General features: G+C 36.6%; 9 protein-coding genes. 4 read left to right on the forward strand and 5 right to left on the reverse strand.

Translation table 11 applies throughout. The annotated features are described in order from the left end of the window. Positions 1–101 precede the first annotated feature (101 nt). Complete coding sequence (locus AC6ER8_RS06955) at positions 102–1,184, reverse strand: quinone-dependent dihydroorotate dehydrogenase (protein WP_497077980.1); 1,083 nt, start codon at positions 1,182–1,184, stop codon at positions 102–104. A gap of 776 nt (positions 1,185–1,960) precedes the next feature. Here AC6ER8_RS06955 and mscL point away from each other — a divergent pair. Next, positions 1,961–2,374 carry a large conductance mechanosensitive channel protein MscL gene (gene mscL / locus AC6ER8_RS06960; RefSeq protein WP_497077981.1) on the forward strand — a complete coding sequence of 138 codons (414 nt, stop codon included), beginning with the start codon at positions 1,961–1,963 and terminating at the stop codon, positions 2,372–2,374. 18 nt (positions 2,375–2,392) lie between these two features. On the opposite strand, the gene AC6ER8_RS06965 is transcribed toward mscL, so the two are convergent. Then, positions 2,393–4,099, reverse strand: coding sequence for an ATP-binding protein (locus AC6ER8_RS06965; RefSeq protein WP_497077982.1), 1,707 nt, complete (start codon positions 4,097–4,099; stop codon positions 2,393–2,395). Between the two features lie 1,060 nt (positions 4,100–5,159). Next, complete coding sequence (locus tag AC6ER8_RS06970) at positions 5,160–7,751, reverse strand: DNA translocase FtsK (RefSeq protein WP_497077983.1); 2,592 nt, start codon at positions 7,749–7,751, stop codon at positions 5,160–5,162. A gap of 465 nt (positions 7,752–8,216) precedes the next feature. Here AC6ER8_RS06970 and AC6ER8_RS06975 point away from each other — a divergent pair, with 465 nt between their 5' ends. The 3 genes from AC6ER8_RS06975 to rpoH all read left to right on the forward strand — a co-directional run bounded on the left by AC6ER8_RS06975 (position 8,217) and on the right by rpoH (position 11,716). Continuing rightward, positions 8,217–9,647, forward strand: coding sequence for an aldehyde dehydrogenase family protein (locus AC6ER8_RS06975; protein ID WP_497077984.1), 1,431 nt, complete (start codon positions 8,217–8,219; stop codon positions 9,645–9,647). A 30-nt stretch (positions 9,648–9,677) separates the two neighbouring features. Then, entirely contained in the window at positions 9,678–10,682 is a 1,005-nt protein-coding gene (locus AC6ER8_RS06980) for an RluA family pseudouridine synthase (protein ID WP_497077985.1), read from the forward strand. A 149-nt stretch (positions 10,683–10,831) separates the two neighbouring features. Next, the gene (rpoH, locus tag AC6ER8_RS06985; protein WP_497077986.1) at positions 10,832–11,716 is read left to right on the forward strand and encodes an RNA polymerase sigma factor RpoH; all 885 of its coding nucleotides are present in this window, start codon (positions 10,832–10,834) and stop codon (positions 11,714–11,716) included. A gap of 179 nt (positions 11,717–11,895) precedes the next feature. Here rpoH and AC6ER8_RS06990 read toward each other — a convergent pair whose 3' ends face one another. Together AC6ER8_RS06990 and AC6ER8_RS06995 are read right to left on the reverse strand one after the other, a co-directional pair. Beyond that, the gene (locus AC6ER8_RS06990; protein WP_497077987.1) at positions 11,896–13,320 is read right to left on the reverse strand and encodes a hypothetical protein; all 1,425 of its coding nucleotides are present in this window, start codon (positions 13,318–13,320) and stop codon (positions 11,896–11,898) included. A 237-nt stretch (positions 13,321–13,557) separates the two neighbouring features. Next, positions 13,558–14,847: an adenylosuccinate synthase gene (locus tag AC6ER8_RS06995; RefSeq protein WP_497077988.1), complete on the reverse strand. Its 1,290-nt coding sequence runs from the start codon at positions 14,845–14,847 to the stop codon at positions 13,558–13,560. Between the last annotated feature and the right edge of the window lie 383 nt (positions 14,848–15,230).

The raw sequence follows: 15,230 nt of genomic DNA on the forward strand, positions 1-15,230 counted from the left end.
TGTAAACATTTATTCTCTGCATACGTGACATAAGGAAGATCAACAAAGTTTGCAAGCCCCTAAAAAAAAATCTCGCAATTTTTTGTGAAGAAAAATATCTTTTACAAAGGAAATTTTGCCCAATGCTCAAGACAATGATCACGATAGCTTTTTATGTTATCAACACCATCTTGTTGCATGATCTGCAAAATCTCTTTCAAAATCGTTATGGCAAGATTTGGACCTTCATAAACCATCCCACTATATAACTGAATCAAATCTGCACCCGCTTTTACTTTTTCCAAAGCGGTTTTAGCATCCTTTACACCGCCAACGCCAATAATTGCAATCTCCCGCCCGAGCTTTTGACGCATTTTTGCAAGCACAATTGTAGACCGCTCAAAAAGTGGACGTCCAGAAAGCCCACCCTCTTCATGGCTGAAATGAATATTCTTAAGACCTTGGCGTGAAAGAGTCGTATTGGAAACAATAAGTCCATCAAAATCAGAAAGTTTTATTTCTTCAGCAATATCATCCAATTCTTTCTCGGATAAATCGGGAGCAATTTTTAAAAAAATAGGAATCAAGAATCCACGTCTTTTCTCTTGCTCCTTTCGTGCTTGCGAAATGGCATTCAACAAAAGATGCAAACTATCACGAGCTTGTAAATCGCGCAAACCTGGTGTATTGGGAGAAGAAATATTTATCGTAAAATAATCCGCAACATCATAAAAATGAGCAATGCCAACAGTATAATCGTCAATCTTATTAACCGTATCCTTATTGGCTCCAATATTTATCCCTACAATACCTGTTTTTTTACATGTCCGCAATCTGTTGTAAACAACTTGATGCCCGTCATTATTAAAACCCATTCTATTAATAATTGCTTCATCTTCTTTTAAACGAAAAAGCCGTGGTTTAGGATTTCCAATCTGAGGCTTTGGTGTTACTGTACCAATTTCAGTAAAACCAAATCCTAAACGAAGAATTTCATCAACAACCTCTGCGTTTTTATCAAACCCCGCTGCAAGACCAATAAAATTTTTAAACTCAAGCCCTGCAATCGTTACAGACAATCGTTTATCGACAACCTTTTGGCAACCGCTTAATCCACTTTTCAATCCGACAATCGCTAAACGGTGTGCATGCTCTGGATCCAACATAAATAAAGCAGAACGGCCAATACAACGAAAAAAACTCATCAATCCTTCTCCAAAACATAAAAATGATCCATCACACCTCACATACACCTTTTAACACAAAAGGTCACCAAAAGAGCATATTATTCCTCCTTCTATAAGAAATTTTCATTACACCATCGTCATTCGCGTGGATTTTTACAAACCTTGAATAGAAAAAATTATTTTGAAAAAAGAACGATTTATCATAAAATAAATCAATGGGTTGCTTTCGATTAAAATGATGATCATTTTCAATCTATGAAGCATAATATAAAGAGCTTTTAGATAAACTGGCGCTCCTCATTCCTCTATCGCTTACTGAATTAAGAGGAAATTAAAGTATAAGCCTGACTCTTAATTTCATCTTTCTATTTTTCTCTCATCAGGGCTGAGCTATAATTTTTATTCTCAACTCTTTTTTATGCCAATATATGATAATTCATGCACAAAACTTCACAATGGCTAAATTCTTAACATTGCTAACTTTATGATATCCTTTAAAATCTCTCTTTTTTAATGTTATCATAAAAATGTTGAAGCAATTATATTACTTAAGAATAATTTTCGACTTTCCGTTGAAAAATACAAATACAGTTTTTAGCAAAAAAAAGCTTTTCTCTACGAGAGATATGTCCTTAAAATAGAGTCCATAGAGCTCTTTATTAAACCTTATAAAGTTCTTGGAAAATGATATTAATATTTGTATTATAATCTTAAAAATAAAATATGCCCTTTCCTTTTTCATCAAAAGCGGTAAGTAAATTACCGTATATCGCTTACATAAAGGGGAAAACGCAATGCTTAAAGAATTCAAAGAATTTGCCCTAAAAGGTAATATGATTGATCTTGCTATTGGTGTGATTATCGGGGGTGCTTTTGGGGGCTTAGTCAATTCAATTGTCAATGATATTTTTATGCCAATCATTGGGCTTATTACAGGTGGGATCGATTTTTCTAATATGTTTATTCAACTTGCTGGAGAGAAACAAGCGACATTGAGTGCCGCTAAAGCAGCTGGAGCAACCATTAGTTATGGACACTTTATCACTTTACTTATCAATTTTTTGATTATTGCTTGGGTTCTTTTTTTCTTTGTTAAAGCTATGAATAAAATCCGTAGAAAAGAAGAAGAAGAAAGTCCTCCCCCCAAAATCTCTTCAGAAGAACAACTTTTAACAGAAATTAGAGATCTTTTGGCTAAGAGAAAATAACTTTATACAAAACTTACATCATGGAACATGAGGAAAAAACATTTCCACTGTTGTTCCATGATTGGGTTTTGAGAACAATAAAAATTCTCCCCCACTTTCTTCCACCATTGCTTTACACATTGGAAGGCCTAGGCCTGTTCCCATAAAAGCACTATCACCAGACCGGCCATCTTTGCGCTCTATTTGACCATAAGGTTGCAGGGCCTGTGCAACTTCTTCTTCACTCATCCCTACACCATTATCGCTCACTGAAATTCTTACGCGTTCTTTTCTATAAGAAACATGAACAATAATCTGTCCACCCAATGGAGTAAAACGAATAGCATTGGAAAGAAGATTCCACATAATCTGGCGAAATATTTGTTGTGATACAGGAATACATGGAACATGAGCTGGAGCAACAATGCGCATGATAATGCCGTTATGATTGGCTTGAGTTTCAAGAAAAGCTATCGTTGCACGTAAATAAGATATCACATCAAATGTCTCAGAAATAAGGGAGGAGCCCGCCTGATTATTGGAACCAGAATAGTTTGCTTTCGAACATTCGAGTAATTCATTGATGAGCGATAATATATGTTTTCCAGAAGAAATAATATCGCGCAAATATCCATGATAGCGCTCATTTTCTATCGAACCAAAACGACCCTCTCTCATAATTTCCGCAAAACCAATAAGAGCATTCAAAGGTGTTCGTATTTCATGCACAACGCCAACGATTTTCTTTTCTTCTGCTTTTTCTTCTTTTGATGACATTGTTTTGGTCATATCACGCAGCATAACAGCATAATTGCCTTGCTGTGCCAAAAATACAATTGTTATAAGAACCGTTATATTCTTATGACTTTTCGTCATTAAATCAGCTGTTTCATTGCGATTTAAAAACTGATTTTTCCCCTTTATACGAATTAATTTAAAATATTTTTCAACCAAGAGACGGCTTTTTAAAGTAAATAATGAAGAAAGTGGCTGTCCTTGTAGTTCATTTATTTCATACCCCATCAATGCTAAAGCTGCCCTACTTGCCGATTGAATAAAGCCTTGTTCATCTAACCATAAAACACCGTCTGTTGCTGTCTCCAATAATGATAAAACCGCAGCAGGCTCTTTTATGAGAGCTTGTTCTATAGCATTTACCGGCAATATTCCTGTATATGGAGACTGAAACGCTGTTTCTTTAGCAAAACTCTCTTTTTTTACCGATGAATTCAATTCATCACGTAAGTGTTCTGCAATCTCACGAAAAGCTGAGCGTTCTATCTCTGTAAGACACGGCACTTCCGTCTCCAGCTTTTCATCTCTTTTTCCTGGAACTTGTTTTTGTATTTTTAAAACACCAAAACCACGGAATCCCTTCAGTTGCTTTTTACCATCAAAAATTGGCAAAGCTGATAACTCAACATCAAGCCATTGTGAGCAATCATCAACTGGCCATTGAACAATCTCTTTACTCCAAGGCATAGCCGCTTCAATAAAACGACTGAGAACACGATATCGCTCATCATTAAATTGATGCGCAAGCTCATGGAAACTACATCCTAAAATAGAGGAAGAAAGAGGTCCAACAACTTCAGCTAACTCTTTTGAGACTTCACAAAATAAACCATTGTTATCGATTTCCCACGTAAAAGGTCGTGGCAAAAGCTCTGGTTTAAAATCAAAAGCTTCTTGCTTACATTCTAATTTATTTTTATTTAACTTTGACTTATCTGCTTTTAATGGCATCTTAAAATTAAAAAAAACGTTGGATTGACTCTCAAACGAATAGTGCTCTTTTATTTATAAATATTTATAAATACCTGCTGCTGATTAAAATAATTTTATATCTCATTATCAATTATCTGTAGCAAAATTTTGACTGTTTCGCCAACAAAACAAGAGTAGAAAGAATCCTCCAAAAATGTTTCCTATTAACCTATGATTATAATAAATCTTGTTACAATCATAGAAATATTCTTCTTGCATAAAGAGTATATTCCTAAAAACATACTCATTTTGCACATTCATGCGCCTGTTTTAAAGAAACATCTGTCCCCAAATTTATTTATGACGGCATCCGTAAATAGCGAAGTATAAAGCTCCCCATAAAGGATATCAAAGCATTGAACATAACCATTTTATATTCATGAAAGAACTCGCTGGCATCATCATTATATTTTCCAGCTCATAATATTTATAAATATTCTTGGCCCTTAAGCCAAAAAAGCTGTCACAACATTGTGCATCGACAAAGTTATGTGATGATGTCAGATTGCTCCTTTACAAGTCTAAAGATGGGAGAGCTCTATGGATTTACTATTATACCATTCATAAGCGTTGTCACAAAATAGGATGGGAAGCATTAGATGCATCTTTAAAACAAGTACGCAAATATACAACTTAATAGTGTTTTATTTTGCATGAGGGTGGTCCCCCATGAAAGAACAAAAACGTGAAGAAATTTGTAATCTTTATTATTAACCGTCACAAAAGAAAAAACACACCACCGCGCAATCGAACCCAAGAGTTTTTTCGCAATCAAAAACGAGAAACAAAAATTACCTGTCCGAATATAAAGATTGATTTGATTTCTTTACATTCCAGATCAGCTTATCAATGTTAAAAACATCTTCCCCTTAGTCTCAGCTTATTCTCATCATCAGTAATCAAAAGATTGCTTTATTACGCTTTACTCAATTTTTAATATTGTTATAAAAATAAAACAAGCATTTGCTCTTTAAATAATAACAATCAAATATTTTTAAAATTACATATTTTAAAATGCGCTTTTTTTAAACGTGCTTGTTTATTTTCCTTCATTGAGTAGAATTTCGCGTTTTCCAACATGATTAGCGGCTCCCACAATACCTCTTTCTTCCATCCGCTCAACAAGAGAAGCTGCTTTATTATAGCCGATTGAAAGTCGACGCTGAATATAAGATGTTGAACATTTTTTATCACGCATAACAATTTTTACAGCTTGATTATAAAGTCTCTCCCCCTCTTCATCAAAATTTTCTTCTTCAGAAACTTCAGGCGTTAAATTAGCAGACACATCCTCATTGTTTTCGTCTTCATTATCCGTGACCGTTGCTAAGTAATCAGGTTTTCCTTGCATTTTAAGATGTGCAACAACCGATTCAACCTCTTCATCAGAGACAAAAGGCCCATGAACGCGCACAATACGCCCCCCACCTACCATATGAAGCATATCTCCTTGACCTAAAAGCGTTTCAGCACCTTGTTCGCCCAAGATCGTACGACTGTCAATTTTTGATGTAACCTGAAAAGAAATACGGGTAGGAAAGTTTGCTTTAATTGTCCCCGTGATAACATCAACAGAAGGACGCTGCGTTGCCATAATAAGATGAATACCTGCCGCACGCGCCATTTGTGCTAAGCGCTGAATGGCATTTTCAATTTCTTTCCCTGCCACCATCATGAGATCAGCCATCTCATCAACAATCACGACAATATAGGGAAGTTGCGTGAGATCCATGGCTTCTTCATGATAAAGCATTTCGCCTGTTTCTTTATCAAAACCCGACTTTACAGTACACATGATCGTTTCGCCTTTTTGAGCCGCAAGCGCAACGCGTGCATTAAAACCATCAATATTACGCACCCCTAATTTTGCCATTTTGCGATAACGCTCTTCCATTTCTCGAACTGCCCATTTTAAAGCGGTTACTGCTTTTTTAGGATCTGTTACAACAGGTGTTAAAAGATGTGGTATGCCATCATAAACAGAAAGCTCTAACATTTTAGGATCAACCATGATCAAACGGCATTGCTGTGGTGTCATGCGATAAAGAATCGACAAAATCATTGTATTAATTGCAACAGATTTTCCCGATCCTGTTGTTCCTGCAACCAAAAGATGCGGCATTTTTGCTAATTCTGCAATAACAGGTTCACCATTAATCCCTTTCCCCAAAGCAAGAGCAAGTTTAAATTCACTTTCACGAAAAGAACGCGTTTGGATTAACTCCCGTAAATAAACAGTTTCACGGACCGCATTAGGCAATTCAATCCCAATAACATTCCGTCCAGGAATGACAGCAACGCGTGTAGAAATGGCAGACATAGAACGTGCAATATCATCAGAAAGATTAATAACGCGCGATGACTTTACACCCGCAGCGGGTTCAAATTCATACATTGTTACCACTGGCCCCGGATGAACATGGATAACTTCACCTTTAATGCCAAAATCTTCCAAAACACTTTCCAAAAGTCCAGCACCACGTTCTAATGTTTCCTGAGAAATCATTGTTTCTTCATGAAAAATAGGTTTCTGTAATAAACTTATCGGAGGAAACTCATAAACATCATCGTCAATAGATTGACTATTTTTCATAAAAGTAGAATTATAATTGTCTAATGATGTGCAATTGCCCAATGCTGCGCTGTTAGATTGCAATGTTTTAGTTTTACTCTGTTCTTGTATCGCAAACAAATCTTTTGAATTCTTTGTTATACAATTGCCAGTGTTATGAGCATTATGAGCGACAGTATTATTGTTTTCTTTTGTCTCTATAACATTCCCCGAGTCACTTAATGCCTCAGTATCATTTGAGATATGAGCAGAATCTTCAACAGAAAGCTTAGAATGACACTCTTTAGATTCCTTCATAGTATCATTATTCGTATTCATTAAATCAGAAATTTTCTCAACACCTCGCATTCTTTCCGTTGCAGATTCTGATGTAATAGAATCATAGAGTTGCGGAAAGCGGTATTCAAGAACACGGTAAAGAGCTGTTATTGACTCATCAAAAGCAGAAGGGACATCAGGTATAATTTCATTTGTTTTATCAATCGCTGCCTCATCCTCTTTTGACGTTTGAGTATCCATATGTTCAAATATCAAAGATCCACACTCAAAAAATGCATCATCGGAAAGGTGCAAAGCAGGCTTTATGTTTTGTAGCACATTTTCCACCTGTAACTCATGCTTTTGTTTATCTTCCTTAAAGGAGATATTGTCTGATGGTATGCTCATAGCTTGTTGCGACAGCTGCTTTAAAACTGTTGAATGACAAACTGACGTTTTATTCTCTATCGATTGGGGATTAATGACTTTTTTTGCCGATGGAATATGTGTTGTTTTCTTTTTACAAGATACAATATCTGTAATTTTTTTTCGATCTTGCTTCGTAAAAATTTTAAACTGTTTTGCAAAAATTGGATCTGTTTCTATACGACGACGTAAAATCTCAACTTCTGGGGTTCGCGTAAAACGGACATTTTTTCCAAGGGTAAATGCCTTTTTCCATACTTCCGGATAAGGAAATATCTCTGTAATCTTAAGCGATAAATCTTCTCTTGATACACCTTTCGTACCATCATCAGAAAAAGAAGACGTAGAAAGAGATTTTTTTTTCGAGTTATGCATGGGCACCCAACAAATTTATAGCAATGAAAAAAATGACCTTTTTAAAAAGAATTGATAGAATCTATCATATGAAGGTTAATAACCTTTTGCTGTGGATTATTTTCTAATGAAAAAATAAGGCCAGAATACTTAATCAATGTCGCTTCTGCATATTTACGATGTAAATTGTCCCGTTTATAATGTTACATAGCTCCTATTCCCTTATATTTTGAAGAAAACTTCATGATAAAAAAACGTTAAGAAAACCGTCTCCCCCTCTTTTTCCCCTATTTCATAACAACGATTAATTTCAATAATACAAACAGTTATAGAAATATTGCTCTCTTTAACTTCCATGTTTGATGATCATCGTACAATCTGATTTCTCGCGTTTTTATAAGATTATCCTTGTTATCCTTGTTTAAAAAGGCTTAGACTAAGACAATCATAATTACATAAACATAAATAGAAAAAAGGGAGTGAATTATGTTTAATAAACGGCAATTTTATATCAATGGTCTATGGGATAACCCAAGTACGCCTCACGATTTTGATGTCATTAACCCATCAACAGAAGAGGCTTGTGCTGTCATTAGCCTTGGAAGTACAAAAGATGCTGATAAAGCAATTAACGCAGCAAAAGAAGCGTTTCAAAAATGGAAAAAAACGTCACCAAAAGAGCGTCTTGGATTTGTTGAAAAAATTCTAGAGATTTATGAAAAACGTTCCAAAGACATGGCAAAAACCATTTCAATGGAAATGGGAGCACCGATTGATATGGCGCTTAATGCGCAAACTGCAGCGGGAGGTTCTCATATTCGCGATTTTATCGAAGCTTATAAAGAGTTTTCCTTCCAAGAAACTTTAATAAAGGGAAATGAGCAAGCAATCCTTCACTATGACCCTATCGGCGTCGTAGGGTTAATTACGCCATGGAATTGGCCCATGAACCAAGTGACTCTTAAAGTTATCCCTGCTCTCTTGGCTGGCTGTACCATGGTGCTAAAACCCTCTGAAATTGCACCTCTTTCTGCTATGCTTTTTGCTGAAATTCTAGATGAAGCCGCGCTTCCTGCTGGTGTTTTTAATTTAATCAATGGTGATGGTGCAACTGTCGGCTCTTACCTCTCTGCACATCCTGATCTAGAAATGATTAGCTTTACGGGCTCAACCAGAGCAGGAAAAGATATCTCTAAAAATGCCAGTGCTACTTTAAAAAGGGTCTGTTTAGAACTTGGAGGAAAAGGAGCAAATATTATCTTTGCTGATGCCGACTCCGATGCGGTTCAACGCGGTGCACGACATTGCTTTTATAATAGTGGACAAAGCTGTAATGCACCGACTCGTATGCTCGTGGAACAGAGCATCTATGATAAAGCCATAGAAATAGCGAAAGATATTGCAGAAACAACAAAAGTAGGAGAAAATAGCCAAGAGGGAGATCATATTGGACCTGTTGTTTCAAAAAAACAATATGATAAAATTCAAGACCTTATCCAATCAGGAATTGATGAAGGAGCGACTCTCATTGCAGGTGGAACTGGTTTACCTATAGGGATGGAACGCGGTTATTATGTTCGTCCCACAGTCTTTGCTGATGTAAAACCTCATATGCGTATTTTCAAAGAAGAGATCTTTGGTCCTGTTCTCTCAATTCTTGCCTTTAATACAGAAGAAGAAGCTGTTGCTTTAGCAAATGATACTGAATATGGTCTTACAAACTATATTCAATCACAAGATCGCGACAAATGTCGTCGTATTGCGGCACAAGTACGATCCGGTATGGTAGAAGTCAACGGCCATGGATTACCTGATGGAAGTTATTTTGGAGGTGTGAAATTTTCTGGTCGCGCCCGTGAAGGGGGACATTGGGGAATTAAAGAATTTCTCGATAGCAAAGCCATTTCATACTGGTAAAAATCTTATTAAAAACTTAATAGGAAGCGTATGGTCATACAAAAAATAACGGATGAAGGTGCTCTTGGACAACGTCTTGATCAGTGGCTGGCAAAACAATACCATAATATGCTCTCACGTTCACGTTTGCAAACCCTCATCCGTGAAGGCTGTCTGAAAATTGATGGTCAATTCATAAAGGAACCAAAAACAAAATTAAAACCTAATCAAATCATTGAATTGACAATGCCTGACCTTCGTGATCCAGAACCTAGCGCTGAAGCCATTGCATTGGATATCCTTTTTGAAGATGATTATGTCATTGTTATTAACAAACCTGCAGGTCTTGTTGTTCATCCTGGTAATGGTAATTGGACTGGTACATTAGTTAATGCCCTTATTTACCACTGTGGAAATAGTTTATCAGGTATCGGTGGTATTAAACGCCCTGGCATTGTCCATCGTCTTGATAAAAACACAAGCGGCGTTATGGTTGTTGCAAAAAATGATCTGGCTCACAAAAGTCTCAGTGCTCAATTTTCTGATCATGGACGGACCTGCGCATTAGATCGACGCTATCATGCCTTGATTTGGGGAACACCTCAGCGCAATATCTGGACAATTGAGGCATCACTTGGTCGTTCACCCCATAATCGAACAAAGCAAGCTGTCGTCCATAATCAAACCCCTTATGCGCGTCATGCTGTTACACATTTTTCTCTTCTTGAAAAATATAGTACTCATGAAAGCTCAACGCCTTTTGCGAGCCTTCTGGAATGTCGTCTGGAAACCGGACGGACCCATCAAATCCGTGTTCATATGGCCCATATCGGACATCCACTCGTAGGTGATACAGTTTATGGAAACGCCTTTAAAACAAAATCAAACATCCTTAATCCCACTCTTAAAAATGCCATCGATCAATTCAACCGACAAGCACTCCATGCCGCAAGTCTTACTTTTGAACATCCTTCTACCGGTAAAGTTATGTCGTTTTCCACACCACTGCCTCAAGATATGGCTACACTTATTCAACATTTAAAAAAAATGAATTGAAACTTTTTTCTTTCTCAAGATTTCAAGAATAAAATATCTTTTTTTGAACAAAATTAAAAAATATGCTAGAGTGATGTGAGAAGGATATTGACTATCTTTAAACATCGAATTTGCCTTATCAGGGAATTCATACAAAAGGAGGGTGCTATATGGCCCATATGAATTTGTTATCAGTAACAATAGGTGATGGTGGATTAAACCGCTACTTGGAAGAAGTGCGTCGTTTTCCAATGCTTGAGCCAAAAGAAGAGTATATGCTCGCTCAGCGTTATCGTGAGCATAACGATTTAAAAGCAGCGCATAGTCTGGTGACCAGTCATTTGCGTCTCGTCGCTAAAATTGCGATGGGATATCGGGGTTATGGACTGCCCATGGGGGAAGTCATCTCAGAAGGTAATGTTGGACTTATGCAAGCTGTTAAACGTTTCGAACCAGAACGGGGCTTTCGTCTTGCGACCTATGCAATATGGTGGATTAAAGCTTCAATCCAAGAATATGTGTTACGGTCTTGGAGTTTGGTAAAAATGGGAACAACAGCCAATCAAAAGCGCTTGTTTTTCAATCTTCGTAAGTTGAAAAGTAAACTTCAAGCCCTTGATAGCGGTGATCTCAATGTCGAACAAGTAAAAGAAATTGCGACTCAGTTGAATGTCTCGGAAGATGAAGTTGTATCAATGAATCGCCGGCTTAGTGGTGACACTTCACTCAACGCACCCCTTCGTACAAAAGAAGGAGAAAACAGTGAGTTGCAAGATTGGTTAGTGGATGAATCTAGCAATCAGGAACAGATTCTAATTGAAAAAAGTGAATTGGAAAATCGTCGTTCCATGCTTGTGAATGCTATGAACAATCTCAATGAACGCGAAAGGCGTATATTCAAAGCGCGTCGTTTAAATGATGTTCCCTTAACTCTGGAAGAACTCTCTGGTGAATTTAATATTAGTCGAGAACGAGTAAGGCAAATTGAAATGCGCGCGTTTGAAAAAGTACAAGACTCCATCAGAGATTTTGCTTTATCTCAAAATCAAGTGTAAAATTTTAAAATTAAGTATGAAGCCAATTGTTTGCACACTTTCAAATTGAAAATGAGAAAAGCATCTATTGGCTTTGTACGTATAAATAACCTCTCGAGTTCTTTGAATTCTTGATGTATTGGTTATTGAGTACGTTTAAAAATGGATAGTGAGAGGTGGCCTTTTATCTTATTTTTCATCTATGTTTTATTTTTCTCACCAAGAACAGTTAACTTATCTTGTTGTGCAAGCCATTGTCCAATAACTTCATTAAAAATAGACTCACCTGTTGGTCCTTTTGCAAAGGTTAATTCATTTATACGTCCATTTTTATCTGTTAACACCAAACGCATCCAATTTAACTCTCGCATCACTTGTAAATTTCGATTTAGGAATGGATGATTACCACTCAATGCAACAAGAAAAAAATCATCGTTAATCTTTGCAGAAATAGTTCTTGTTAAAGCCTGTCCAATAGATTGTTCACTTGCTTTAAAGGTTAATGCCTGAACATTGCTGATAGCTTTACCTGAAAAAGTATCAGAAAGAGTAAAAATAAGGTCCATAATATAGGCCGCTGGAAATGACCGATCGGTATTACGACGTAGAATTAATCGTAATGATAGCCCTTCATCGGGAATTGTTATATCACCTTGTATAGCCATTTCTTCTGGAGCCCCCTTTACATAAGATTCCTTTATAAGCGTCCAGCGAGCATTTCCCGTTGCTACTTTTTCTGCATCATAATTTGTACGTGCTTGATAAAAAACAGCCTCCCCTGACTTCTCAAACGACTGCAAATTGCTGGCAACAACAGTTGAGGTTCCTTCTTCATCGGAAGAATCTGCAGCTTGCTTTAAACCAACATCAACTTCACTCCCATCTTCTAATAAACGTTGTGTTAATTTTCTTTTGACCGAAAGTACCTTTGGTACCCCATGAGAAGCTTGAAGATTTTCCCCTAATAACCGATGATCATTTGATACAAATACACGCTCACCAATAAATAAAATACCAATAGTTAAAACAACAAAACTCAAAACAGAAACAGTACTTATCACAATACGCCTTTGCACCAATGATTTATTAGCACGACGTAAAGCTTGAGAAAAAATATGCGAAACAACATGTGGATTATCTTCTTGTGAAGGAGAAGCCTTTAATGCGCTGCGATTAACATGCTCAGAAGGCACATAAGCCTCCATATTAACAGGCTCTGCCTCTGGCATATTTGATGTACAAGACCTATCAGGTCCCCTGTTATCCTTTGATGGTTTAATAAAGTCCTGCTGCTCTCTTTTTGTATTTATCTCTGAAGATTCATTATTCTTTGTTTTTATAGCTTCTTTTGTATATTTCTTATCTTCTGTTATATTTGCTGAACTCCACCCAATAGCTGAAGAAAGTCGTTTCTTTTCAAAGGCTAAATATTCTTCTTCAACAGTTTTAATAGCACTTTGAAGAACCTTTCTTTGTTCATCTGCTATTGCTTGTGGTATTTCTGCTGTTACAAATTGATGTTCTAATGTTTCGATAGCCCGTTTATAAATCCGCTTACGCAATTGTGGTGTAACATTACTTTGTGCATTAATTGCTTTTTTTAAGATTCCAACGAAATCTACCATTCCTCTATAATCTCTCTTAAACTGAGAAAAGAAACCCCAGCCCTAAAGCCAAAACACCTTTTAGCCTCATAAATTGATTGTCATTTATAGTGGTACAACTATCGTAATAGTGTAAAATGAATATGAAAAATAAACAATGTTATTTTACACCTTTCTCTCACGTGCTCTTAAAAAAGACTCTTTATTAAAAAATACAGAAATAAACAAAGAATCTGCATGAAAGTCTAAAAACAATCATCAATTTGCAAAGGGGTCTGTAATAAGAATAGTATCTTCACGTTCTGGACTTGTAGATAATAAAGCTACTTTTGTATTAATCAGTTCTTCAATATAGCGTATATATTTAACAGCCTGCACTGGTAAATCTTCCCACCTTAATGCATGGGCTGTTTTTTCCTTCCAACCTTCTAATGTTTCATAAATAGGTCTCACACGGGCTTGAGCTCCCATAGAAGAAGGTAAATAATCAATCCTTTTACCATCAAGCTCATAACCAATACAAATTTTTATTTCATCCAAACCATCCAGAACATCAAGTTTTGTCAATGCTATACCTTGAACTCCACAAATTGCTACCATCTGACGGACTAAAACAGCATCAAACCAACCACATCGACGCTTTCGACCCGTTACTACACCAAATTCATGCCCACGTGTCCCAAGAAATTCACCAATATCATTTATCTGCTCTGTCGGAAACGGCCCTTCTCCAACACGTGTGGTATAAGCTTTTGCAATACCTAAAACATAATGAATGACTCTAGGTCCCATCCCAGATCCCGTACATGCCTGCCCAGCAACTGTATTCGATGATGTTACATAAGGATACGTTCCAAAATCATTATCAAGTAAAGCACCTTGTGCTCCTTCAAAAAGAATGTGTTTTCCCGCCTGATAACCATCATCTAAAAGACGCCACGTACAATCCATAAAGGGTAGAATTTTATCCGCAACTTGCATTAACTCATCATAAAGTGCCTGAGAATCAATCTCTGTAACTCCCATCCCACGACGTAAAGCATTATGATGCCTCAAAAGCCGCTCAATCTTAGCGATAAGCGTATCTTTTTCTGCTAAATCCATCACTCGGATAGCACGGCGTCCCACCTTGTCTTCATAAGCCGGTCCAATACCACGCTTTGTTGTCCCGATCTTTAAACCCGATAGACCACTTTCTCGAATTGCATCAAGATCACGATGTAAAGAAAGAATTAAGGGGGCGTTTTCAGCAATCCTTAAAATTTCTGGTGTAATATTTACACCCTGATCAGATAGTTTTTTTAATTCTGCAACAAAATGATGAGGATCAACAACAACACCGTTACCAATAATTGATAACTTTCCACGAACTAAACCAGATGGTAGAAGTGATAATTTATAACTCACCCCATCAATAACCAATGTATGGCCAGCATTATGTCCCCCCTGATATCTCACCACGATATCTGCGCGCTCAGACAACCAATCTACAATTTTACCTTTGCCTTCATCACCCCATTGTGTACCGACAACAACTACATTGGCCATAACTTTCTCCGTCGTGTTTGGTCAAAAAAACCAGCATCCAAAAACAAATATTTCCTTATAGCGAAACCTTAGAGTAAGTGCGACTCTTCATTTCAGATTTTTTTCAATCTTAAAGTCATTAAATTTTTAAATTTATGATAACAAAGATAAGTAAAGACCAAAATATTCTAAATCTGTCATTTTTTCTACAAAAAGTAAAAAATTAGAGATTTTAACGAGCACTTTACCTCCCTGTTGACAAAGTTCTCATTTTTCCTCTTAATTTTTTACAATTTATATCAATAATTTAGAAGTCTGTCGTCTGATACAAGAATACGAAAAATCATCATAATCTCTCGTATCCTTTTTCTTTTTAAAAACGCGGTATGAAAATCACCCGTCGT

The organism is Bartonella sp. SL320 (genome assembly GCF_059687635.1).